This window comes from Rhodospirillales bacterium, assembly GCA_014323865.1.
Lineage (GTDB): Bacteria > Pseudomonadota > Alphaproteobacteria > SP197 > SP197 > SP197.
Genome location: JACONG010000014.1, coordinates 56,060 through 79,766, shown reverse-complemented (window position 1 = coordinate 79,766; position 23,707 = coordinate 56,060). Strand labels below are relative to the sequence as shown.

Below are 23,707 nucleotides of genomic sequence, written 5' to 3'. Positions count from 1 at the left end.
GTCGACACGATCATCGAAAATGCGTAATGACCGACCGACTGCGCTACCTCTCGGCTTTCCTGATCTGTCTGTTTTTCTGGACCGGCTTCGCTATTCCGACCGCGACCGCCCAGGATGCCGGCCGTATCGTTGCCGTTGTCGACGATAGCGCGATCACCATGCTCGACCTGATCGACCGCATGGCACTGATCTTCGCAACCACCGGCATCAACAACACGCCCGACAACCAGAAGCGCCTGTTGCCGCAAGTGCTGCGAACGCTGATCGACGAGCAGCTTCAGATTCAGGAGGGGCGCCGGAACAACTTCGATGAAACCAACATCAATTTCGAGATCGCCTACGATCTTGTGGAACAGAATCTGGACCTGCAGCCCGGCACCCTGATCCCCTTCCTGAATGCCAACAATCTCAACGTCGATACCTTGAACGACCAGCTCCGGGCCGAAGTGATCTGGACGCGCCTAGTCGAACAGCGCCTGCGTCGGGAGGAAATCTCCGAGGACGACATCGACGAAGAGATGGAGCGGTTGCGGGTCGCCGTGAATCAGCCGGCGTTTCGGCTGGCAGAGATCTTCCTGACCGTCGATCAGCCGTCGCGCGAACCAGAGGTCGCGGCCAACATGGACCGGCTGCGCAATACGCTGCTCTCGGGGGCTGATTTCCAGGTCCTGGCCCGCCAGTTCTCGCAAGGATCCAGCCGCAACAACGGCGGCGACCTGGGATGGATTGTCGAAAGCCAGCTCTCCGACGAACTCGCGCCCGTCGTGACGGCGATGGAACCCGGGCAGCTTTCCGAACCGATCCGTGTGATCGGCGGATTCTCGATTATCCTGCTGATCGACAAACGCACGGGTCAGGAGGCCAATCCCGACGACACGCCTCTGATCCTGAGGCAGGCCGCGTTCAACCCCGAGGAAGGCGAGACCGCGACACATCTCCGGGAACGGGCCGCCGCTGCAATGAGCACGATCGGCGCTTGCGAAGACCTCGACGCATTGGCTGGCACAGATCCCACGATTGCTGTCGGCACGGAGATTCCCGTTCGCTTTGGCGATCTCCAGGGCGACCTCCAGCAGACCGTCGGCCAACTCGACGTCGGGGAAACGAGCGATCCCTTCCCGGTCGGTCAGAGTTTTGCGGTCATCGTGGTCTGCGATCGGGGGGGGGCCGGCATGCCGACGCGCGAGCAGGTCCTGCGGTCGCTTGAGGCCCAGAAATTCGATCTGATCTCGCGCAGCTACCTTCGCAATCTGCGGCGCGCGGCCTTCGTGGAAATCCGCATATGAGCGACGCGCCGCTTGCCCTGACCATGGGCGAGCCGGCGGGCATTGGTGCAGAGATTGCACTGAAGGCCTGGCGGGCCTTGCGGCACGACGGTCCGGCCTTCTTTCTGATCGATGATCCCGCGCGGATGACGCACCTCGCGGCGGGCTCGGAGCACGACGTGGCGGTCGCCACCATTGATGACCCATCGGCGTGTTCCGATGCCTTCGCGGGCGCGCTTCCTGTTATTCCCATCGGTCATGCGGTCGCCGCGGTTCCCGGCTCTCCAGTCGTCAGCAATGCCTCGGCCGTGACCGATGCAATCCGCAAGGCCGTCGCGCTTTCGATGAACGGTTCGGCTTCGGGCGTGGTGACGAACCCGGTGCAGAAGTCTGTCCTCGCCGATGCTGGCTTTCCGCACCCCGGTCACACAGAGTTCCTGGCGGAGCTGTCGGGCCCTGGAACAACCTCGATCATGATGCTGGTGGGCGCTGATCTGCGGGTCGTGCCGGTCACGGTGCATGTTCCGCTCGCAACGGTCTCGAGCTCCCTCACGTTCGGCATGATCGAAACAGCCATTCGGATCACCCACCGGGCACTGACAACCGACTTCGGGATCGCGGCCCCACGCCTGGCCGTCGCCGGCCTCAACCCACATGCGGGCGAGGACGGTGTGTTGGGTCAGGAAGAGAACCGCACGATCCGGCCTGCGATCGACGCTCTTCGCCGCGACGGCCTCGATATCAAGGGGCCACTCTCGGCCGACGCGATGTTCCATGCCGTCGCGCGCCGGACCTATGACGCGGCGATCTGCATGTATCACGACCAGGCGCTGATCCCGCTCAAGACTCTGGCCTTCGACGAGGGTGTCAATGTAACGCTGGGCCTGCCTTTCGTCAGGACATCGCCCGACCATGGCACGGCGCTCGACATCGCCGGCCAGGACAAGGCTTCGCCCGCGAGCCTGATCGCTGCGCTCCGTCTGGCCGAAAGCATGGTGCACAACAGACGCAGCCATGGCTGATTTCGCATCGCTTCCGAGCCTTCGGGACGTCGCCGATGCGCACGGGTTTCGGGCGCGTCGCTCGCTTGGTCAGAACTTTCTCTTCGACGAAAACCTGCTGGACCGGATCGCGCGCATCGCCAGTGACCTCTCGGATACCCATGTCATCGAAATCGGCCCGGGTCCGGGTGGCCTGACACGCGCGCTGTTGCGAGCCGGAGCACACAGCGTGACAGCGATCGACAAGGACCGACGCTGCCGGGACGCCTTGGCGGATCTCATCGCAGTGTCCGACGGCCGCCTGCACTTTGTCGAGGCCGATGCGATGGAGGTCGACGTCGAGTCGCTCGGCAACAGTCCGTTCGTTGTCGTCGGCAACCTGCCCTTCAACATCGCGACCGAACTTCTGATGCGCCTCGTTGTGCGCAACACGCGAATCGACCGCATGGTGCTGATGTTTCAAAAGGAGGTGGGCGAACGAATCGCGGCACAGCCCGGCACCCGCAGCTACGGGCGACTGAGCGTGATCGTGCAGTGGCTGTGCCAGGCGGAGACCTGCTTCGAGGTTCCCGCCCGCGCGTTTGTCCCGCCGCCCAAGGTTTCCGCCAGCGTCCTGCGCATCGCACCGCGCGCGGAACCCCTCGCCCCCGCCCCCGAGGTTTCACTGAAGGCGGTCACGGCGGCCGCCTTCGGACAACGCCGCAAGACGCTGCGGAACAGCCTGAAATCGGCGTTTCCGGACCCCGTGGCGGCGCTTGAGGCCGCGGGGATCAAACCCGAAGTCCGGGCGGAGACCGTGGGGATCGAGGACTTCTGCGCTCTGGCGCGCGAGCACGCGATGCAGATCGGCTAGAAATCCATCACGAAAGCTGTGGAAATGGCGCAGCGGATCGGATACATCCCGCACCGTTTGCGCGCCCGAAAAGAACATGGTCCAGCTTGCGATCACGTTACGCCGACGACGCCTTTCGCGAACCAAGCCGCGGTCCGGTCGCGGCCTCCGCGCATGCGGGATTCCATGGAAGGGCTGACCGAACACGGCACCGGCAAGGACCACCGGACCGAGGCGGACACGATGACGACCGTCTCACCCTTTCAGGAGTAGCAAGGTGTTTTCCATTATCGAAGAACGGCAGCACGACCGGGCCGCGGTCGAAATGCTTGCCAGACTGTCGCTCGGCAACCGGGTCACCGATAGCCCCGCCGCACGGCTGCGGGCGGGCGCCAATCCCGTCCCAGGGCTTTCCATGATCGTGCTCGAAAACGACGAACTCGTCGGCACGATCCGCTACTGGCCCGTCATGATCGGTGCCGGTACCAAGGCGATCCAGCTTGGCCCCGTCGCCATCCATCCCGATCAGCGGGGTCGCGGCTTCGCGCGTATGCTGATCCGCTACAGCCTCGACCGCGCGCACGACCTCGGTCACCGCATCGTGGTCCTGATCGGGGATCCCGCGATCTACGAACGTTACGGGTTCGAAGCGGCGATCCCCCACGGCATCACGCTTCCCGAGTTCGAGGACCGCGATCGCCTGCAGGTGAAGGCGCTCGCTCCCGGCGCGCTCGACGGCCTGAACGGCGCCGTACGCCCCGACACGATCCCGAGCCTCAACAGCGACCGCCTGCGCGCCTGATAGCCAACCAACGCCCAGACCCCCCTCGCTTGACGGGAGCATCCATCGTCCGCCTTCACGGGCGGCGGGTGTCGGACGATGGATCGCCCGGTCAAGCCGGGCAATGACGGCGATCGATTTTGTCTGGTGTCATCCGCGGTCGAGTTCGTCGCGCATGGCGTTGACGAATTGTGCCATACCGACTTGGCGTCCGCGTCGCAGCCGTTCACCATGCAGGATGGACCGGACACCGGCGACGCTCTCGTCGATCTCCTCGTTGACCACGACGTAGTCGTAGGCGTCCCAGTGGCTCATCTCGTCCGAGGCCTTCGTCATGCGGTGACAGACCACGCCCTCCGGATCGGATGCCCGATTGATCAGACGGCGATGCAGTTCATCGGCGGACGGCGGCAGGATGAAGACTGAGACGAGATCGTCGGGCATCGCCGCGTTCAGGAGCTGTGCACCCTGCCAATCCACGTCGAACAGGATGTCGCGGCCCCCGCTCAACGCTTTCTCCACCGGCCCGCGCGGTGTGCCGTAGGAGTTGCCGAAGACGGTGGCGTGTTCGAGGAACTCGCCGGCTGACACCATGGCCTGGAAACGGTCCTTGTCGATAAAGTGATAGTCGACGCCACCGACCTCGTTGGGACGCATCGGACGGGTAGTAGCCGAGACCGACATCGCCAGGTTCGGCTCCTCGTCCAGCAGCCGGCGCGAGATCGTCGTCTTGCCCGCGCCCGACGGCGAGGACAGCACCAACATGAGGCCGCGGCGATTGACATCGGGCATCGTCACTCCACGTTCAGGGCCTGCTCGCGCAGGCGATCGATGGCGACCTTGAGGTCGAGACCGATGGCCGTCAGCCCCTTGTCGGACGACTTGGAACAGAGCGTGTTGGTTTCGCGCAGCAGCTCCTGACACAGAAAACCGAGCCTGCGGCCCGGCACCGCACCCGAGGCCAGGAGTTCGCGCACGGCAGCGATGTGCGTGTTGAGCCGGTCGATCTCCTCACGCACGTCGGCCCGAGTGACCAGCAGCGTGACCTCCTGGGCGAGCCGCTCTTGGGTGACCGGCGACTTGCCTTTGGTCAGGTCGGCGATCTGCGCGATGAGGCGGTCGCGGATCGCTTCGGGCTGCGCTCCCGCGCTGTCCGTCGCCTGCGCAACAAGGTCGGCAATCTCAGCAATGAGAGTCCCGATGATCTCAAGCAACCGGGCCCCCTCGCCGGTGCGCTGTTGCGCGAGCGCCTTAAGCAGGGACTGCAGATCGGCCGTGATGGCGGCATGGCGTTCGTCGTCGAGGTCGTCGCTGGCCTGGGTGCCGGTCTCGATCACGCCGGGCAAGCGCAACAGACCGTCGAGCGTGGGCGGAGCAATGCCCTCGAGTTCCTGAAACTCGCGGGCAAGGGCTGCGACACGGACGAAAGCCTGTTCGTTGATCACCAGGGCACCGGTCTGGTCCTTGCGGTTGATCGTCAGGCTCAGCGTGACATTGCCGCGCGCTATGACCTTGGCCGCACCGTCGCGAGCGGCCTGTTCCAGACGATCAAAGCCGTGCGGCAGGCGGCAACGGACATCGAGAACCTTGCCGTTCACGCTGCGCGCCTCCCAGAGCCAGACCAAAACGTCGTCCCCACCCTGGATGCGGGCAAATCCGGTCATGCTCTGTAGCGCCACGGGGAACCCCGGCCGATGGAAGGACGCCGGACCGATCGCCCCCGACCCGACGAATTCTGTATAACCGTGCTCACCATGGAGCAACAACCCCGTTCCATCCTGATCACGGGCGCCAGCAGCGGTATCGGCGCTGCGCTTGCCAAGATCTATGCGGAACCGGAGACCACACTGTTCTTGGGCGGACGCCATCGGGAACGGCTGGCCGCGGTCGCCACGACGTGCAGGGCCCTGGGCGCCACCGTGCACGAACACATCCACGACGTGGACGACGCGGAGGGCATGGCGGCCTGGGTTCACGGCTGCGACGGACGGGCCCCGCTCGATCTGGTCATCGCCAACGCCGGTGTTTCCGCCGGTACCGGGTTTGCCGGAGAAGGCACGGAGCAGGCGCGACGCATCTTCGCCATCAATGTCGATGGCGCGCTCAACACAGTGCTGCCGGTGCTGCCGGCAATGGTGGAACGGGGACATGGGCAGCTTGCCCTTACGTCGTCGATCGCGAGCTTCCGGGGGTTCCCAGGTGCGCCGGCCTATTGCGCCAGCAAGGCGGCGCTACGGATCTGGGGCGAAGGCCAGCGTGGCTGGCTGCACAACAAGGGTGTGAAGCTCTCGGTGATCTGTCCCGGCTTCATCCGGACGCCGATGAGCGACGGCAACCCCTACCCCATGCCCTTCCTGATGGATGCCGATCGCGCCGCCCGGATCATCAAGCGCGGCTTGACGCGCAACAAGGCGCGGATCGCTTTTCCTTGGCAGACGTATGGGCTGGCCCAGCTCCTGGCGTTCATGCCGGTCGCGCTGTCCGACCGCATCCTGCGCCGCATGCCGAACAAACCGTCGATGGGCGCCTAGTCAGTTACTCCGCGTTCTGGAGCGAACGATAGGCCGCGACGTTGCGGTTGTGCTCGGCCAGCGTTTCCGCGAAGGCATGGCCACCGGTGCCATCAGCGACGAAGTAGATGTCCTTCGTCTCCAGCGGATTGAGCACCGCGGCAATGGCATCACGACCGGGGCTTGCGATGGGACCCGGCGGCAGGCCGGCATAGACGTAAGTGTTGTAAGGGTCGTCGTACTCCCAGTCAGACCGCAGCGGCGCACGACCCAGAGGCTCGAGGCCCCGTGTCAGTGCATAGATCACCGTGGGATCGGACTGCAGGCGCATACCGAGGTTGAGACGATTGACGAAGACGCCGGCGATATGGGCCCGCTCCTCGGCCACGCCGGTCTCTTTCTCGACGATTGAAGCGAGAATGACCGCCTCTTCCGGCGACGCGATCGGCAGGTCTTCGGCCCGGTTCGGCCAGAGTTCGGCGAGGGTCGAATCCATCGCATCGACCATGCGGTCGAGCACCTGCTGGCGGGTGTCGCTGCGCTCGAAGTGATAGGTCTCCGGCAGCACCGCACCCTGGGGCGGCACCTCGGCAATCTCGCCCTCAAGAAGCTCGGCACCGTTGAGGATGTCGACGATCTCCAAGCTGGTGAGCCCCTCCGGCACGGTCACCTTGTGGATCACCGTGCGGCCCTCGATCAGGACGTCGAGGACCTGGTCGACGGAAACAGCAGGTTCAAAGACGTACTCGCCGGCCTTCAGCAGATGCGCCTCGTTGCGCCAGCGCGCCCTGAGGACGACATAGTTGGCATCGGCCACGACACCCTGGCGTTCGAGTTCGTCGGCGATCGCCGAGACGCCGACACCGGTCGGCACCATGATGGTGACGGGTTCGGTCAGGGACCCGGGATCGGACACCTCGCGTTCGAACCAGAGAACGCCGATGATCGCCGCTGCCGCCGCCAGCGCGACGATGGTGAAGAGCCGACCGGCGATGCGGCCCACCGGGACCTCAGTGCGCCTTTGCCACGATCAGCGAAGCGTTTGTGCCGCCGAACCCGAAGGAGTTCGAAAGCGCCGCGCGCACGCTGCGTTCCTTGGCCTGGTGCGGAACCAAATCGATACCGTCGCATCCTTCCGACGGATCGTCGAGGTTCAGCGTGGGCGGCACGACGTCGTTGTTGACCGCGAGGATGGCGTAGATCGCCTCCACGCTGCCAGCCGCACCCAGAAGATGCCCGATCGACGATTTGGTCGAGGACATGCTGATCTCGCCGGCGGCGTTGCCGAACAGACGCTTGACCGCACCGAACTCGATTTCGTCACCGAGCGGCGTGGAGGTGCCGTGGGCGTTGACGTAGTCGATGTCGTCGGGCGAGAGCCCGGCCGTCTTCATGGCGGCACGCATGGAACGGAAACCGCCGTCACCATCGGCCGCCGGAGCGGTGATGTGGTACGCATCGCCCGAGAGGCCGTAGCCGACGACCTCGGCATAGATCTTGGCACCGCGCTTCTTGGCATGCTCCAGCTCCTCGAGTACGACGATGCCCGCACCCTCGCCCATGACGAAGCCGTCGCGGTTCTTGTCCCAAGGGCGCGAAGCGCGCTCAGGCTCGTCGTTGAAACCCGTCGATAACGCGCGCGAGGCCGCGAAGCCTGCGATCCCGAGGCGCGACACGGCGGCTTCGGCACCGCCAGCGACCATGACATCGGCATCGCAGAACTTGATCAGCCGGGAGGCATCGCCGATCGCATGCGCGCCGGTCGAGCAGGCCGTCACCACCGAGTGGTTCGGGCCCTTGAAGCCATAACGAATGGACACGTGACCGGACGCCAGATTGATCAGCGCCGAGGGAATGAAGAACGGGCTGACCTTGCGCGGACCGCGGTCACGCAGGAGCAGAGAGGCTTCCTCAATGGTCTTCAGACCGCCGATGCCCGAGCCGATGATCACGCCGGTACGCTGGCATCCCTCTTCATCCTCGGGCGTCCAGCCAGAGTCTTCGACCGCTTGCTGCGCGGCACAGACAGCGTAGATGATGAAGTCATCCATCTTCCGCTGTTCCTTGGGCGCCAGATAGCTGTCGGCGTTGAACTCGCCGTCGCCGTCGCCGTTGGGCGGCTGGCCAGCGATTTTCGCGGTCAGGTCATCGACCTTGAAGTCCACGATCTTGCGCAGACCGGACTTGCCGGCCGTGATCTCGGACCAGTTGTGCGCAACACCATCGCCCAGAGGCGTCACCATGCCTAGGCCGGTGACAACCACCCTGCGTTCGTCGGGATTTGTCATATGATTTCTGGCCGGTCGCGATGTCGTACCACGGCACCGGCGTCAGTCCGCGTTCTGTTCGATGTAATCAATGGCGTCCTTGACGTTGACGATCTTCTCAGCCGCATCGTCCGGTATCTCGACGCCGAACTCTTCCTCGAACGCCATGACGAGCTCGACAGTGTCCAAGCTGTCTGCACCCAGATCGTCAATGAAGCTCGCGCTCTCGGTCACCTTGCTCTCGTCGACACCAAGGTGATCGATCACGATCTTCTTCACGCGCTCAGCTACGTCGCTCATGGCCTAACCACCTCCAAACTCTTAAGAAAAACCAGAACGCTGGACTCCGCACGGCCATACGCCGACCCAATTTTCCACCGGTACCGGCCCGTCTAGCGGGCGGTGTCATGTAACACACTTTCCGAGATTTGCGATAGCCGCAAAACAGCGATTATCCACGCCCCCCGGAATCAAGCTCAGATCATCGCCATGCCGCCGTTCACATGGACGGTCTGACCGGTCACGTAGGCGGCCTCGTCACTCGCAAGATAGGCAACCGCGGCGGCGATGTCTTCGGATGAACCCAGGCGCCGGACCGGAATGCGTCCGAGCAGGTTCACCTTCACCTGATCGGGCAGGCCGTCGGTCATGGCGGTCTCAATGAAACCGGGCGCTACGCAGTTTACCGTGATGCCGCGTTCGGCGACTTCCTGGGCCAGGGCCTTGGACATACCGATGATACCCGCCTTGGCTGCGGCATAGTTCGCTTGGCCCGGATTGCCGGTGACGCCAACGACCGACGTGATGCCGATGACACGGCCGTGGCGGCGCTTCAGCATGCCGTGCAGCAGGGTCCGGATGATGCGGAAACCCGACGTGAGATTGAGGTCTAGAATTCGCTGCCAGTCCTCGTCCTTCATACGCATGGCGAGCGTGTCGGCGGTAACACCGGCGTTGTTGACCAGGATGTCGACCTGCCCCATGGCCTCTTCGGCCGCCTTGGCGAGGCCTTTATCGGCCTCGGCAGAGCCGAGATTGGCGGTCAGAACGTGGGTGCGTTCGCCCAGCTCCCTGGCCAAGTCATCGAGCGCTTCGCGACGGCGCCCGGCGAGCACCACCTCAGCGCCTTGGGCATAGAGAGCCCGCGCGATGGCGCCCCCGATACCGCCCGATGCGCCGGTGACCAGCGCCTTGCGTCCTGTCAGAGCGAACATGATGGTCTCCCCGGCTCTCGGCCGTCGCTTAGATGAAACCCAGAAAGCTCTCGACATCGGCCGGTGTCTCGACCGAAGCGCTCTCAAGCTCACGGTCGATGCGGCTGACTAGGCCCGACAACACCTTGCCGGTACCGAGCTCGACGACCCTGCCGATGTCGTGATCGCGCAGTCCGGCGATGCTCTCGCGCCAGCGCACCGTTGCCGTGACCTGCTGGACCAGGAGGCCACGCAGAGTCTCGGGCACGCTCTCGGGCTGGGCCGTAACATTGGCGACGACGGAGACGGCTGGGCCGGCAATCGTCGTGGCGGCAAGCGCCTCGTCCATCTTGTCGGCCGCAGGCTGCATCAGCGGGCAGTGGAACGGCGCGCTCACCGGCAGAAGCATAGCGCGCTTGGCACCCTTGTCCTTGGCCAGCTCCGAAGCCTTCTCGACGGCCGCTGTGGCGCCGCTGACGACCACTTGGCCGGGCGAGTTGTCGTTGGCCACCGCGCAGACACCGCTTGATGCGGCTTCTTCAACGATCACCGAGACGTCATCAATCTCAAGGCCGAGGATTGCGGCCATGGCGCCTTCACCGACCGGCACCGCAGCCTGCATCGCCTCGCCACGCAGCCTGAGAAGGCGCACGGTAACATCAAGCGGCAGCGCGCCCGAAGCCACGAGCGCAGAGTACTCGCCCAGCGAATGGCCCGCGACCATGGCGACCAACTCGTCGATTCCCTTGCCGCTTTCGGCCTGCAGCACGCGCAGAACGGCGATTGAGGAGGCCATCAGGGCGGGCTGGGCATTCTGGGTCAGGGTGAGTTCGTCCTCCGGCCCCTCGCGCATCAGGCGCGAGAGATTCTGGCCCAGGGCCTCGTCGACCTCCTGGAAGACCTCGCGTGCGGCACCGAAGGCTTCCGCCAGTTCGGCGCCCATGCCGGGCTTCTGGCTGCCCTGGCCCGGAAAGACGAAAATGGTCGACATGTATTGGTGGTGTTCCCCAAAGCGTTCCTGTTGCCGCCCGAACGTGGCGTAGAGCGAGACAAAATACGTGCCGCCTGCAATGTCAAGCACGCTTGCACCCGAAACGAATCTGGCTATAGTGCGTTCCCTCACCGGCACGACGGATGCGAGCCGCGGCGTTTCTTGCCGACCGTTCCTTTCCTGCGTCCGAAACATTGACAAGACACACTACAAGGGAAGGTTTGATGCCTTTCTACGAGAGCACATTCATCGTCCGCCCCGACGCGTCGCCCCAGCAGGTCGAGACGCTTGCCGATGAGGTGGAAACCATGATCAAGGAGCACGGCGGCCAAGTCCCCAAGACGGAGATCTGGGGCTTGAAGTCGCTGGCCTATCGGATCAAGAAGAACCGCAAGGGTCACTACGTCTTCATGAACGTCGATGCCTCCGCCGAGACGCTGACCGAGCTTGAGCGCCACCTGCGCTTCAACGAAGACATCCTGAGGCACATGTCGATCAAGGTCGAAAAACTCGATCCAGAGGCCTCGCCGATGATCCGCAACAAGTCGAGCCGCGACGACCGGTCGATCCGACGCGACGGTCAAGAAGTGAAAGACGGAGAATAAGCCATGTCCATGCCACCCCGCCGCCCCTTCTGGCGCCGCCGCAAGACCTGCCCGTTCTCCAGTCCGAACGCGCCGACGATCGACTACAAGGACATCAAGCTCCTGCAGCGCTACGTGTCCGAGCGCGGCAAGATCGTGCCGTCGCGTATCACGGCCGTCTCGGCCAAGAAGCAGCGTGAGCTGGCCCGCGCCATCAAGCGCGCCCGGTATCTCGCCCTGGTGCCTTACGTCGCTAACTGAGCCCCGCCGGCCATCGGCCGGTTTCCGCCATGCTGAGCCTCCACACGTCGCTGGTCGCGCTTGTGGCCGGATTTGCGAGTGCCGGGCTCTACGTCGTGGGCCTGGGCGGTTCGATCTGGGGTGTTTTTCTGGTCCTGGTCTCGCCGCTCCCCATCTACATCGCCGGGATGAAGTGGGGCTCGCTGGCAGCCGGTGCCGGCGGAGTCTTCGCCGTCATGGGATCGATCGTGTTCAGCGACCTGCTGATCGCAACGGTTTTCAGCTTCGCCTTTGTGATGCCGGCGTTCCTGCTGGTCCACCTTGCAACCACACGGATCGCCGGTGACGACGACAACCCGGTCTATCTCGATGCAACCGACCTGACACTGGCCCTCGTCGTCATCGGCATTCTCATGGTCATCGTGACCGTGATGGCCATCTCCCTGACGCAGGCCGGACTGGTCGGCACGATCCGCAGCAATCTGAGCCTTCTGACCGAAGCGCTCTACGGCGCGCGTTCGAACCACGGCCCGGACATGGTGACTGACGTTGCCGATATCATCGATTTCTGGGACTCGCCTGTGCTCGGATTCATCATTGCCGCCGTGTTATCCGCGCACGTCGCTATGGGTGCCCTGGGGCAGGGTCTGGTCAACAGCAGCAGCACGCCGATTCGGACAGCGCCGCCGTTCTGGCGTCTGAGCCTGCCGACATGGCCCACCTTGGTGGCGCTGATCCTCGTCGTTGTGATCCTCGGGCTCGACACGATGAGCTATGACCGGGAAGGCACACCGGCACTCCTGATTTTCACGCTGACCGGATTCTTTCTGGTCTTTTGCGTGGGTTTTCTGCTACAGGGCCTCGCTGTTCTGCATGCGCTGACGCGCGGCATGGGCTGGCAGCCCCTTATTCTGGTGGGCGCGTATATGACTGTGCTCATCTTGCAGCCGTTCGGTGCCATGGCTTTTGCCGCCGTGGGATTCGTCGATCATTGGGCTAACTTTCGTGGCCGGTTCGGCGTCGCTGATGACGCCGCGATGGAGGATTAGATGGACGTCGTTCTTTTGGAGCGGATCGACAAGCTGGGCCAAATGGGCGAGGTCGTGACCGTACGCCCCGGCTACGCGCGCAACTTCCTGATTCCGCAGGGCAAGGCGCTGCGCGCCAGCAAGGACAATGTGGCCCGTTTCGAGGCCGAGCGCGCCGAGCGCGAAGCCAAGAATGCGGATGCACGGAGCGCGGCCGAGAGCCTTGCCGGCGATGTCGAGGGCGCGCACGTGACCCTGATCCGGCAGGCTTCCGACAACCTGCAGCTCTACGGCTCGATCAAGGCGCGCGACATCGCAGACGGCCTGATCGCCCAGGGTTTTGCTATCGACCGGCGCAACGTCGTTCTCGCCGAGCCGATCAAGACCTTGGGTCTGCATACCGTGACGGCCGTGCTGCATCCGGAGGTCACCGTCGAGGTGATTGCCAATGTGGCTCGCACCGAGGACGAGGCGCAGATTCAGCAGGAGACAGGCAAGGCTGTCGGCCGCATGGTCGAAGAGAATGAGGCCGAAGACCAGGCACCCGCGCTCGAGGAGCTGGTCGAGGCCGAGGTCGTCGACCAGTTCGCCGAGGAGCTTTCGGACAAGCCTGCCGACGATGGCGAGACGGTCGAAGAAGTTCCTGCCGAGGACGATACGCAAACCGTCTGATTCCGTGCTGCGGCCCGTTGAGGGCCGCGATTTCCGGCGTTAACATACTTCGTGACATGACGTCTTCGTGCGGGAGATTAAGTCATGCTCGTGGCAAATGTGCTTGATCGCTACATCACGATCGGCCATTTCGGGCTGATCGACGCCAACGGCAAACGTCACGACTTCGGCACTGTCGGAGCCCAACCCTCTATTACTGTCCGGCTGCACGATCCGTCGCTGCATTGGAAGATTCCTCTGATGCCACGCATCGTCGTGGGCGAAGCCTATATGGACGGCACCATGACCCTCGAAGACGGCTCGATCGTCGACTTCTTCGAGGTCATCGGCAGGAACCTGAATAACCTCGAGCGCGACGACATGATCGGCCGGACGTCGGCATGGATCCGCCGCAACATCACGCGCCCCCTGCAGCAGCACAATCCGGCAACCCGGTCACGCCGGAACGTGGCGCACCACTACGACCTCTCGGATGATCTCTTCGATCTCTTCCTCGACGAGGATCGCCAGTACTCCTGCGCCTACTTCACAACCCCCAACAGCTCGATCGACCAGGCCCAGGCCGACAAGAAGCGACACATCGCCGCGAAGCTGTTGCTGGAACCCGGCCAGCGGGTGCTCGACATCGGCTCGGGCTGGGGCGGCATGGGGCTTTATCTGGCCCAGATGGCCGATGTCGACGTCACCGGCGTCACGCTGTCGGGGGAACAGCACAAGATCTCCAACGAACGCGCCAAAGCGCTTGGCTTGTCGGAACGGGTGCGCTTCGAGCTGAAGGACTATCGCGATGTCGACCAGAGCTTCGACCGGATCGTTTCGGTCGGCATGTTCGAGCACGTCGGCTCGCGCCACTATCTCGAGTTCTTCCGCAAGGTGCGCACCCTGCTCAACGACCAGGGTGTGATGCTGCTGCACTCGATTGGCCGTTTCGCGGAGCCCGGCAACACCAACGCCTGGCTGCGGAAGTACATCTTCCCCGGCGGCTATTCGCCTGCCCTCTCAGAAGTCTTCACCGCGCTCGAGCGTTCCAAGCTGATCTCCACCGACATGGAGATCCTGAGGGTGCATTACGCCGACACGCTCAAGCTCTGGCACCGGCGGTTCCAGGACAATCGCGACCGTGTCCGCGATCTCTACGACGACCGTTTCTGCCGTATGTGGGAGTTCTATCTGCTCGGTTGCGAGGCCGCCTTCCGCCATGATGACCAGATGGTCTTCCAGCTCCAGCTCGCGAAGCGACGCGATGCGACCCCGGAGACCCGGGATTACATGGTCGACTGGGAACGCGCGCGCATGACGACCGACAGGATTCAGGATTGACCCGCTCTCCTTTTCCGGAAGAGCGATCTCGATCCGGCTCGCACCGCGCTCTTCGTGATCGACATGCAGTGCGATTTCTGCGCGGCCGACGGCGACATGCACCGGGTGGGTTGCAATCTCGCGATGCTGCGGGCCCCGATCGAACTGATCAGGCGGGGTCTGGCCCAACGAAACGAGAGAGTCGGACGCCCACTGCACGACCTCGGGCGCCGTCAGGTCCCCGCTGCAAACCTCGACCAACGGCATGATCTGGACCGGATATGATGAAGTGCATGGCAACGGCGGCCCGCTCGGGGTTCTTCATGCCGCCCACCATGAGGCTGATCGGCTGTCCGCTGGTGGAGCCAGGCACGATCGCGGGGTCGCACACCGCATCGCGCCTGGAAAACCCCTCGATCTGGAGATCGCGATTCGCGCGAGGCCACGGCCGCGGCCTCGCGGCCGGTCAGCTCCCTCTCCACGAACGGGGCGAAGTTGTTGCGCACCACCTCCATGGCGCGCGAGGCTCTCGTCGCTTCAGCCGATCAACGTTACCGTCTTTCTTCGCCTGCGAACACTTGGGTCATGCCCTGCCCCATCAGGCCGTTGCCGACAATGGCCACGGATTTCATGTCCTGCGGTGCAATCACGATGCTGTTTTCTCCTCTGGTGCCTCCACGCTCATGGAGTGCGCCGGTTTGGTCTCCAGCTATGACCAGCGGTCTTCGTCCTGCGGCAGCCCGTCGAGGAAGCGCAAGAGAAGGTCGATGACCACATCGGGCCGTTCGACCATGGGCATGTGGTAGAGGTCGGGCATCATCTCGAAGCGCGCGCCGGGAATCTCGGCGGCCATGGCCCGGCTCATGCCGGGATGGGAGCCGGGATCGTTCTCGCCGGTGCTCGTCAGCGTCGGGCAGGCGATGGCACCGATCTTGCCGACGACCCACGGGTCGGCCTCGGCGAAGATCCTGTAGGCGGTCAGGAAGCTCTCGGGGTCGTTGTCCGAGAAGCGCTTTCTGATCCGGGCCTCGGCGTCCGGCCGGGCCTCGCGAAACGCCGGCGAGAGCCAGCGCTTCAGGGCAGCTTTCATCAGGGCGTCCGTGCCCTCCTTGCGCGCCAGTCGGATGCGGTCCAGGATCGCCTGGAGCTGATCGGGCTCACGGTCATAGACGCCGCTCATCAGGACGAGACCCGCGAGATCCGTATTGTATTCGATCGCGAAGAGCTGCGAAATCGGCACGCCCATCGAGAACCCGATGAGTGCAAACCGTTCTAGGCCAAGCCCGGACCTTACGGACTCCAGCTGATCGGCATAGTCGCGCAGGGTGATATCGGTCGAGGGCATTGGCGTCGCGCCGTGGCCGAGCGTGTCGTAGCGGATGATGCGATAGCGTTCGGCGAGGGCTGGAAAGAGATCGTCCCACATGTGGAGGTCACAGCCAACGCCATGGACCAGAACGACATCCGGTCCCTGACCGTCGATCCGGACTCTGGTGTCGCCGATCAACATGGATCGACCACCCAATCGTGCTTCGACTCGTGCCAGACCGATGTCATCGGTGCAGGAAAGCCAGGGTCCGCAAAGGACCCGACGGCAACCGCCACCATGTCCGGTTTGCGCTCCGGTTCCCAGAAGACTGTCGATCTACAGGCTGGGCAGAAGTGGAACGTGACGTCGAACCCGCTCTCGGCGGTGCACCAGAAATCCTCGAAGGCTCCATCGACCGACACATGATCACGCGCATGGAAGGCGGCGATGCCATAGGTGCTCCCTGTGTGCTTCTGACACTACCTGCAATGACAGAGCGACACGTTGGCCGGTTCACCGGTGCAGGTGACGACAAGCTGCCCGCAACAGCAGACCGCCTGTCGCGTCCGATCCGCGTCATCGCTCACGGTTGTTCTATCCCCATCTCTTCCATGTCGGAGTAGCGGTTGCCGATGCGGTGATGCGGGCGGCCGGAGGTCGCGGCACCGAGGGCAACGACGATCCCATCGGGGCCCGGGGCATCCTGAATCGTGAACTCGAGCGTGGTGTAGTAGTCGCAGAAGCCCGGGTCGTTCTTGTGCATCATGGGAATCTGGATCGACTGGCCCAGGCCCGAGCGCGTGTTGGTGAACGAGAGACAGGACGTTCCGCCCACGGCCTCGCGGTACTTGTTGCCGAAGCGCAGCGTGTGGATGAAACCCGAGCCGTGTTCGATCTCGCCGTCAAGTCCGACGACGGCGGATTTGCCATAGGCCTCGATCGCGTCCTTACCACCACAGGCATCGATAATGTGCGACACGAGCACGTCGCCCAGCGGCGGCGTCATTGCGAGAATGTTGGTGCGCAGGTCCTCGACGAAACCCTGCCCGGTCCAGGGATTGCGGATCACCGCGGCCACGGCCGTCATCTACCACGGTCTGGACGTGACCTTGCCGCCTTCGATGAAGGTCTCGTCGGTGTGGGTGACGATCTTGCGGATTTCGGCTGTCATGGCATCTCCCTTTGCTCGGGCGCATAGACCGACGCAGGAATGTCTCTGTCAAGACGATGCACGCGCCCGCGTGTCGCCGCAATAGTAGTGTAGGATGAAGGCTGTCCCCGCATTCAACACAGTTCCCGATGGGATGCGGATGACGGTTCCACTACACACGCCGGACTGACGCAACGACAAGCCCCGCCCGATCATGGTACACGCCGACATCACCGGACTCCCTACCGACGACACGCCTGAGTACCGGTCGATGCCGCACAACGAGGAGGCGGAACAGGCGCTGCTCGGCGCGATGCTGGTCAACAACGACGTGCTCAACCGGATCGAGGATTTCCTCCAGCCCGAGCATTTCTTCATTCCCGTTCATGGCCGCATCTACGAGGCGATCCAGTGCATCGTCGAGAAGGCCCAGATCGCCAATCCGATCACCCTGAAGGCCTACTTCGAGAACGACGACGCGCTGAGCGAGATGGGCGGTGCGGGCTATCTGGCGCGTCTAGCCTCCAGTGCGGCGACCATCATCAACGCCGCCGAGTACGCTCGGCAGATTCACGAAAGCCACGTCCGTCGCCAGCTCATCGGAATCGGTGAGGACATGGTAAACGACGCCTTCGAGCACACGGTCGACCAGAGCGCCGAAGAGCAGATCGAACACGCTGAAAAGCAGCTCTTCGAGCTCGCCGAGACTGGCCAGAACGACAGTGACTTCCGCGACTTCCGCGATATCGCCATCGACACGCTGCAGACCATGGAGGCCGCCTTCCGCAAGGATATGGGCATGGCCGGCGTGGCAACCGGCCTGCGCGATCTCGATGATCAGCTGGGCGGCATGCACAAGTCCGACCTGATCATCCTCGCCGCGCGGCCCGCCATGGGCAAAACCTCGATCGTGACCAACATCGCCTTCGATGCGGCCAAGCGCTACCACACCGAGGTCGACGATTCAGGCACGGCCCGGGTGGTCGACGGCGCGGTCGTGGGCATCTTCTCGCTTGAGATGTCGTCCGAGCAACTCGTTGCACGCGTGCTGTCCGAGGCTTCGGGCATCCCGTCCGACATGCTGCGACGCGGTGATATCAACGCGCGTGACTTCGAGGCCATCGTCAAGGCAAGCCAGGAACTCTCACGTATCCCGCTCTATATCGACGACACGGCGGCGATCACGATCCAGAGCCTCAGGACACGCGCGCGCCGATTGAAGCGCCGTCACGGTCTGTCGCTCGTCATCATCGACTACCTGCAGCTTGTCCGGCCGAGCGGCCGTTCCAGCGGCGAGAACCGCGTGCAGGAGGTCTCGGAGGTGACCCAGGGCCTCAAGGCGCTGGCCAAGGAGCTCGACGTTCCGGTGATCGCCTGTTCCCAGCTCAGCCGTGCTGTCGAGCAGCGCGAGGACAAACGCCCCCTGCTCTCCGATCTGCGTGAATCGGGCTCGATCGAGCAGGACGCCGACATCGTCATGTTCCTCTATCGAGAAGAGTACTATCTCCAGCGCCAGCAGCCCCAGCCCAAGGCCGACGAAAACGAAGAAAGCGGCAAGTACCGCGAGCGGCTTGAAAACTGGGAGCAGAGGATGGACAACGTCCGCGGCATCACCGAAGTGATCGTCGCCAAGAACCGCCATGGTGCAACCGGCGACGTGAAGCTCCACTTCAATGCAGCCACGACCAAGTACACGGACCTGGAGAACCGGTATTCCCCCAGCGACGGCCCCTATTGAGCGCGCCGCTACCCGCCTGACGATTGATCTCGACGCCCTGGTTTCGAACTGGCGCGACCTGAAGGCCCGCGCGTCGGGCGCCGACTGTGCCGGCATCGTGAAAGCCAACGGCTATGGATTGGGCGTGGATCGCGTCGCGCCTGCTTTATGGAGCGCGGGCTGCCGGCGTTTCTTCACGGCCAATCCGGACGGTGCTCTGACCGTGAAGCGGCTGCTGCCCGAGGCCGAGGTGCATGTTCTCAACGGCCTGCTTGGCACGCCCGAAGAGTACGTAGATCAGGGCCTGACGCCTGTGCTCAACGATCTCGGACAGATCGAACGCTGGTCGGCCCTGGGATCGACGCTTGAGCGCCGACTCCCGGCCGTGATCCACACCGACACGGGCATGAGCCGACTGGGCCTGCCGCATGCCGAAATCCATCGCCTGGCCGAACGGCCGGAGCTCTTGGCACCACTCGACGTCAAGTACCTGATGTCTCATCTAGCGAGCGTCGAGAACAGCGCCGGCAATCAGAACACCGAACAGCTCACCGCCTTCAATCACTACCGGTGCCTGCTCCCTGACATGCCGGCAAGCTTCGCGAATTCGTCCGGTGTGTTCCTTGGTCCGGACTATCACTATGACCTCGTCCGGCCCGGATACGCCGTCTATGGCGGCAACCCGACGCCCGACGCAATGAACCCGATGGCGCCGGTGGTGCGGCTCTCCGCCCAGATAATCCAGGTGCGCGATGCGGAGCCGGGCCAGACGGTCGGCTACGGCGCGACCCACACGGTCGATCGGCCGACCCGCGTGGCGACGATCCCACTGGGTTATGCCGACGGTTACCTCCGAACCCTCAGTTCGTGCGCGACCGCGCGGATCGGCGACACCGAGGTCCCGGTGATCGGGCGGGTCTCGATGGACCTCGTAACGCTGGACATCGGCGCGCTTGGCGAGGAAAAGGCGCACGTGGGAACCTGGGTTGACCTGATCTGGGGGGGCGAGATGCTGGACGACTTGGCGATGCGGGCTGGCACGATCGGATATGAGCTGCTGACCGCCCTGGGCGGCCGCTACGCGCGCATCTATGTCGGAGAGGGCGCCGCGTGAACCCTCTGGCGGCCATCGGACGAACCTTCCTGGCGTTTCTTGCGGCAGCGGGACGGGTCGCGCTGTTCGCTGCGCAAGGGGTCATCCACTGTGTTCTGCCGCCCTGGTACCCGCGCCTTGTCCTGCGCCAGATGATGGAGATCGGCTACTACTCTCTGCCGGTCGTCGGCCTGACAGCGGTCTTCACCGGCATGGTGCTGGCACTGCAGAGCTACACCGGGTTTTCCCGCTTCGAGGCCGAAAGTGCGATCGCCGGGATCGTGGTTCTGTCGGTCACGCGCGAGCTCGGGCCCGTGCTGGCCGGCCTGATGGTGGCGGGCCGAGTCGGCGCGGCGATCGCCGCCGAGATCGGCACCATGCGTGTGACCGAGCAGATCGACGCTCTGACCACGCTGTCGACCAATCCCTTCAAGTATCTCGTCGCACCCCGCGTCCTGGCTGCCACGATGACCCTGCCGGTGCTGGTGCTGGTGGCCGACGTCATCGGCGTGATGGGCGGCTATGTGATCTCGATCCACAAGCTGGGTTTCAATCCGACCACTTATCTCGCCAACACCTTCGACATCCTCGAGCCGATGGACGTGATCTCGGGCCTTGTGAAGGCCGCCGTCTTCGGCTTCCTGATCGCGCTGATGGGCTGTTATCACGGCTATCATTCGCGCCGGGGTGCCCAAGGCGTCGGCCAGGCGACGACATACGCCGTGGTCTCGGGCTCAATCCTCATCCTGACGTTCAACTACGTCGTCACCGAGATCTTCTTCGCACAATGACCGGAACGATCGCCAAGATCCATGTGCGCGGCCTGAAGAAGAGCTTCGGGCGCAAGACCGTGTTGGACGGCGTCGACTTCGACGTCGCCGAGGGCGAATCGCTTGTCGTCATCGGCGGCTCCGGCACCGGAAAGTCGGTCACCATCAAGTGTATCCTGGGCCTGATCCAGCCCGACGAGGGCACGATTCTGATCGACGGTCAGAACGCTGTCGGCCTGCGCGGCCGCGAGCGCGATGCGCTGATGTCGAAGTTCGGCATGCTGTTCCAGGGCGGCGCGCACTTCGACAGCCTCTCGGTCTGGGAGAACGTCGCCTTCCGCCTGCTTCAGGAACGCGGGCACACCCGGCGCGAGGCGCGCGAGGGTGCGATCGAGAACCTCGGCATGGTCGGGCTGGGCGAGGACATCGCCAACCTGCATCCTGCCGAGCTCTCCGGCGGCATGATGAAACGTGTCGCTCTGGCCCGCGCCATCGCGGCCCGGCCCGAGATCATCTTCTTCGACGAACCGACCACCGGGCTCGACCCGATCACCGGGGACGTGATCAACGAACTGATCGTCTCGGTGCGCGAGAAGCTGGGCGTCTCCACGGTCTCGATCACTCATGACATGGCGAGCGTGCGCAAGATCGCCGACCGGGTCGCCATGCTGCACGGCGGTGAGCTCGTCTGGACCGGTCCGGTGAGCGAGATTGACACCAGCGGCAACGCCTTCGTCGACCAGTTCATCAACGGCCGCGCCGAAGGCCCCATCGCCATGAACGTCCGACGGCCGTGAACAAGATCAAACCGTCATCCCGGCCGCCCCACGGGAGAGCCGGGATTCCGTCACGCAGGGGCGGCGCGGCCCGGGAGCCCGGATCGGCGGCCCTGCGGGCCTTGTCCGGGATGACATCCCGGGTGGAACGGATCTGACATGACGGCAACGGCGTCACGCTTCATCTGCCAGTCCTGCGGCACCGAACACAGGAAGTGGGTCGGTCGCTGCGAGGGCTGCGGAGCGTGGAACACGGTCGTCGAGGAAGCCGTCGATAAGAGCGCTCCCGGCGGGCTCAAGGGCAAATATAAGGGGCGCCGCCTGACCTTCGAAAGCCTGGCGGGCGCTTCGGAGCCGCCGCCCCGGATGACCAGCGGCATCGCCGAGCTCGACCGGGTCTTCGGCGGGGGCCTCGTCCCCGGCTCCGCGTTGCTGTTGGGCGGCGATCCCGGTATCGGCAAGTCGACCATCGCGCTGCAGGCGGCGGCCAATCTGAGCCGCGCCGGGGCGCGCTGCATCTATCTCTCCGGTGAGGAAGCGATCGATCAGGTCCGGCTGCGCGCCCGCAGGCTGGGCCTCGAGAGTGCACCGCTGGGGCTGGCCGCCGCGACGAACGTGCGCGACATCGTGACGAGCCTCTCGGAAGACCGCGCCGATCTGGTGGTCGTCGACTCGATCCAGACGATGTACCTCGACAACCTGGATTCGGCACCCGGAACGGTTGGCCAAGTGCGCGGTGCGGGCCAGGAGCTGATCCGCCACGCCAAGGAAACCGGGACGATCCTGCTGCTCATCGGTCATGTCACCAAGGAAGGCCAGATCGCGGGGCCCAAGGTGTTGGAGCACATGGTCGACACCGTCCTCTACTTCGAGGGCGAGCGCGGCCATCAGTTCCGGATTCTGCGTGCGGTGAAGAACCGCTTCGGGCCGACCGACGAGATCGGCGTCTTCGAGATGACCGATCACGGTCTCGACGAGGTTCCCAACCCCTCCGCACTGTTTCTGGATCGACGCGACGAGGATGTCGCCGGCACCGTGGTGTTCGCCGGGATCGAGGGCAGTCGGCCGATGCTGATGGAGATTCAGGCGCTGGTGGCGCCCTCGGCGCTCGGCACACCGCGCCGAGCCGTGGTCGGCTGGGATTCCGGCCGCCTCGCCATGGTGCTCGCGGTGCTCAATACCAGCTGCGGCCTTGCGATGGGCGCTCACGATGTCTATCTCAACGTCGCTGGCGGCTTCAGCATTCGTGAGCCGGCGGCAGACTTGGCGGTGGCAGCGGCGCTGATCTCCTCGATGGCAGCGAAGCCCCTGCCCCACGATGGAATTGTCTTCGGCGAAGTCGGGCTGGCGGGCGAGATTCGGCCGGTAAGCCAGTCCGAGGTGCGCCTGAGCGAAGCCGCCAAACTCGGCTTCACCAAGGCCGTGATGCCAGACCGAAAGGGCAAGGCCACCGTCGGAAGCAGTTTGCAGACACGTGCCATAGGGGAACTGGTCTCCCTCGTGGACTTGATCTACGGCAACAGCGGGTGCCGATGAACGATCTGCCACTCTCTATCGCCGACTTGGTGGCCTTGGGAATCATCTTCCTTTCGGGATTCCTGGCCTATTTCCGTGGTGCGTTGCGTGAGTTCTTCTTCCTTGCGACCTGGGGCGGCGCGGTCGCGGCAACCGTTTACCTCTACAGCTACACCCTGCCCTTTGTGACCGAATGGGTCGGCGGCGACCCGCTGATTTCGGCGCTGGCCAATGCGGCGGGCCTCTTCGTCCTGGCGCTGACGGCCATGACGCTGATCTCGATGGTCGTCGTGAAGCGGACCGAAGACTCCAAGCTCAACGTGCTCGACCGCTCGCTCGGCTTTGTCTTCGGGCTGGTGCGCGGTGTGTTGATCGTCTGCCTGATCTACCTGCTCTACACGCTCATGGCACCGATTGAGGAGCACCCGCAGTGGCTGCAGGAAGCCAAGCTGACACCGGCCGTTGCCGAAGGCGCCGAGGTCATGCTGGCGCTCGTTCCCGAGGACTGGGGCCTGCACGGCAACCGGGTCGCCCAGCAACTGAAGGACACGTCATCGACGCTCGACGAGCTCGGCGTCGACTACAACGACCTTATCGATCCCCAGCCGGGCGCGGGCGAAACTGGCAATCCACCGGAAGACGGGTATAATGAGGGTGACCGTTCCGCGCTCGACGAGATGATCGGAGCCGAAGAGTGAAACGAGGCCGCACCGC

At 64.1% G+C, this 23,707-nt stretch carries 24 protein-coding genes and 2 pseudogenes; 16 read left to right on the top strand and 10 right to left on the bottom strand.

The features are described 5' to 3' along the window. Positions 1–26: 26 nt before the first annotated feature. The 4 genes from GDA49_08035 to GDA49_08020 all read left to right on the top strand — a co-directional run bounded on the left by GDA49_08035 (position 27) and on the right by GDA49_08020 (position 3,900). Positions 27–1,286, top strand: a complete 1,260-nt coding sequence (locus GDA49_08035) for a peptidylprolyl isomerase (GenBank protein ID MBC6440342.1) — start codon at positions 27–29, stop codon at positions 1,284–1,286. Then, complete coding sequence (gene pdxA, locus GDA49_08030) at positions 1,283–2,287, top strand: 4-hydroxythreonine-4-phosphate dehydrogenase PdxA (protein MBC6440341.1); 1,005 nt, start codon at positions 1,283–1,285, stop codon at positions 2,285–2,287. Before GDA49_08035 ends, pdxA begins: the two co-directional genes overlap by 4 nt. Continuing rightward, a complete protein-coding gene (rsmA, locus tag GDA49_08025) occupies positions 2,280–3,119 on the top strand; it encodes a 16S rRNA (adenine(1518)-N(6)/adenine(1519)-N(6))-dimethyltransferase RsmA (GenBank protein MBC6440340.1) in 840 nt (279 codons plus the stop codon). Before pdxA ends, rsmA begins: the two co-directional genes overlap by 8 nt. 256 nt (positions 3,120–3,375) lie before the next feature. Next, the gene (locus GDA49_08020) at positions 3,376–3,900 is read left to right on the top strand and encodes an N-acetyltransferase (protein ID MBC6440339.1); all 525 of its coding nucleotides are present in this window, start codon (positions 3,376–3,378) and stop codon (positions 3,898–3,900) included. Positions 3,901–4,029: 129 nt separating this feature from the next. On the opposite strand, the gene gmk is transcribed toward GDA49_08020, so the two are convergent. Continuing rightward, on the bottom strand, positions 4,030–4,671 hold the full coding sequence (gene gmk, locus GDA49_08015; GenBank protein MBC6440338.1) for a guanylate kinase: 642 nt from the start codon (positions 4,669–4,671) through the stop codon (positions 4,030–4,032). Positions 4,672–4,673: 2 nt separating this feature from the next. Continuing rightward, positions 4,674–5,543 carry a YicC family protein gene (locus tag GDA49_08010; protein ID MBC6440337.1) on the bottom strand — a complete coding sequence of 290 codons (870 nt, stop codon included), beginning with the start codon at positions 5,541–5,543 and terminating at the stop codon, positions 4,674–4,676. Positions 5,544–5,633: 90 nt separating this feature from the next. Here GDA49_08010 and GDA49_08005 point away from each other — a divergent pair, with 90 nt between their 5' ends. Beyond that, entirely contained in the window at positions 5,634–6,410 is a 777-nt protein-coding gene (locus GDA49_08005; GenBank protein ID MBC6440336.1) for an SDR family NAD(P)-dependent oxidoreductase, read from the top strand. Positions 6,411–6,414: 4 nt separating this feature from the next. On the opposite strand, the gene mltG is transcribed toward GDA49_08005, so the two are convergent. The 5 genes from mltG to fabD form a co-directional block, all read right to left on the bottom strand. Beyond that, complete coding sequence (gene mltG, locus GDA49_08000; GenBank protein ID MBC6440335.1) at positions 6,415–7,383, bottom strand: endolytic transglycosylase MltG; 969 nt, start codon at positions 7,381–7,383, stop codon at positions 6,415–6,417. A gap of 16 nt (positions 7,384–7,399) precedes the next feature. Further along, positions 7,400–8,677 carry a beta-ketoacyl-ACP synthase II gene (gene fabF / locus GDA49_07995; protein ID MBC6440334.1) on the bottom strand — a complete coding sequence of 426 codons (1,278 nt, stop codon included), beginning with the start codon at positions 8,675–8,677 and terminating at the stop codon, positions 7,400–7,402. A gap of 42 nt (positions 8,678–8,719) precedes the next feature. After that, positions 8,720–8,956, bottom strand: coding sequence for an acyl carrier protein (locus GDA49_07990; GenBank protein MBC6440333.1), 237 nt, complete (start codon positions 8,954–8,956; stop codon positions 8,720–8,722). 176 nt (positions 8,957–9,132) lie between these two features. After that, complete coding sequence (gene fabG, locus GDA49_07985; protein MBC6440332.1) at positions 9,133–9,870, bottom strand: 3-oxoacyl-[acyl-carrier-protein] reductase; 738 nt, start codon at positions 9,868–9,870, stop codon at positions 9,133–9,135. Between the two features lie 28 nt (positions 9,871–9,898). Continuing rightward, positions 9,899–10,840, bottom strand: a complete 942-nt coding sequence (fabD, locus tag GDA49_07980) for an ACP S-malonyltransferase (GenBank protein ID MBC6440331.1) — start codon at positions 10,838–10,840, stop codon at positions 9,899–9,901. A gap of 224 nt (positions 10,841–11,064) precedes the next feature. On the opposite strand from fabD, the gene rpsF reads away from it, so the two are divergent. From rpsF to GDA49_07955, 5 genes are all read left to right on the top strand, one after another. Further along, complete coding sequence (gene rpsF / locus GDA49_07975; protein MBC6440330.1) at positions 11,065–11,445, top strand: 30S ribosomal protein S6; 381 nt, start codon at positions 11,065–11,067, stop codon at positions 11,443–11,445. Between the two features lie 3 nt (positions 11,446–11,448). Continuing rightward, complete coding sequence (locus GDA49_07970; protein ID MBC6440329.1) at positions 11,449–11,685, top strand: 30S ribosomal protein S18; 237 nt, start codon at positions 11,449–11,451, stop codon at positions 11,683–11,685. Positions 11,686–11,714: 29 nt separating this feature from the next. Next, a complete protein-coding gene (locus GDA49_07965) occupies positions 11,715–12,713 on the top strand; it encodes a hypothetical protein (GenBank protein MBC6440328.1) in 999 nt (332 codons plus the stop codon). Next, entirely contained in the window at positions 12,714–13,364 is a 651-nt protein-coding gene (gene rplI, locus GDA49_07960) for a 50S ribosomal protein L9 (protein MBC6440327.1), read from the top strand. It abuts the gene before it with no gap. Between the two features lie 84 nt (positions 13,365–13,448). After that, positions 13,449–14,684: a class I SAM-dependent methyltransferase gene (locus tag GDA49_07955; protein ID MBC6440326.1), complete on the top strand. Its 1,236-nt coding sequence runs from the start codon at positions 13,449–13,451 to the stop codon at positions 14,682–14,684. 688 nt (positions 14,685–15,372) lie between these two features. Here GDA49_07955 and GDA49_07950 read toward each other — a convergent pair. From GDA49_07950 to GDA49_07940, 3 genes and pseudogenes are all read right to left on the bottom strand, one after another. Then, positions 15,373–16,173, bottom strand: coding sequence for an alpha/beta fold hydrolase (locus GDA49_07950; protein ID MBC6440325.1), 801 nt, complete (start codon positions 16,171–16,173; stop codon positions 15,373–15,375). After that, positions 16,167–16,559, bottom strand: a pseudogene (locus tag GDA49_07945) (GFA family protein). Before GDA49_07945 ends, GDA49_07950 begins: the two are co-directional and overlap by 7 nt. After that, a pseudogene (locus tag GDA49_07940) lies at positions 16,556–17,143 on the bottom strand (amino acid synthesis family protein). Before GDA49_07940 ends, GDA49_07945 begins: the two co-directional pseudogenes overlap by 4 nt. A 193-nt stretch (positions 17,144–17,336) precedes the next feature. On the opposite strand from GDA49_07940, the gene GDA49_07935 reads away from it, so the two are divergent. From GDA49_07935 to GDA49_07910, 6 genes are all read left to right on the top strand, one after another. Continuing rightward, the gene (locus GDA49_07935; GenBank protein MBC6440324.1) at positions 17,337–18,860 is read left to right on the top strand and encodes a replicative DNA helicase; all 1,524 of its coding nucleotides are present in this window, start codon (positions 17,337–17,339) and stop codon (positions 18,858–18,860) included. Continuing rightward, positions 18,796–19,953: an alanine racemase gene (alr, locus tag GDA49_07930; protein ID MBC6440323.1), complete on the top strand. Its 1,158-nt coding sequence runs from the start codon at positions 18,796–18,798 to the stop codon at positions 19,951–19,953. Before GDA49_07935 ends, alr begins: the two co-directional genes overlap by 65 nt. After that, entirely contained in the window at positions 19,950–20,723 is a 774-nt protein-coding gene (locus GDA49_07925; GenBank protein MBC6440322.1) for an ABC transporter permease, read from the top strand. The genes alr and GDA49_07925 overlap by 4 nt, the downstream gene beginning before the upstream one ends. Then, complete coding sequence (locus GDA49_07920) at positions 20,720–21,499, top strand: ATP-binding cassette domain-containing protein (protein ID MBC6440321.1); 780 nt, start codon at positions 20,720–20,722, stop codon at positions 21,497–21,499. Before GDA49_07925 ends, GDA49_07920 begins: the two co-directional genes overlap by 4 nt. A 138-nt stretch (positions 21,500–21,637) precedes the next feature. Further along, on the top strand, positions 21,638–23,014 hold the full coding sequence (gene radA / locus GDA49_07915) for a DNA repair protein RadA (GenBank protein ID MBC6440320.1): 1,377 nt from the start codon (positions 21,638–21,640) through the stop codon (positions 23,012–23,014). Beyond that, the gene (locus GDA49_07910; GenBank protein MBC6440319.1) at positions 23,011–23,691 is read left to right on the top strand and encodes a CvpA family protein; all 681 of its coding nucleotides are present in this window, start codon (positions 23,011–23,013) and stop codon (positions 23,689–23,691) included. Before radA ends, GDA49_07910 begins: the two co-directional genes overlap by 4 nt. The last annotated feature ends 16 nt before the right edge of the window (positions 23,692–23,707 follow it).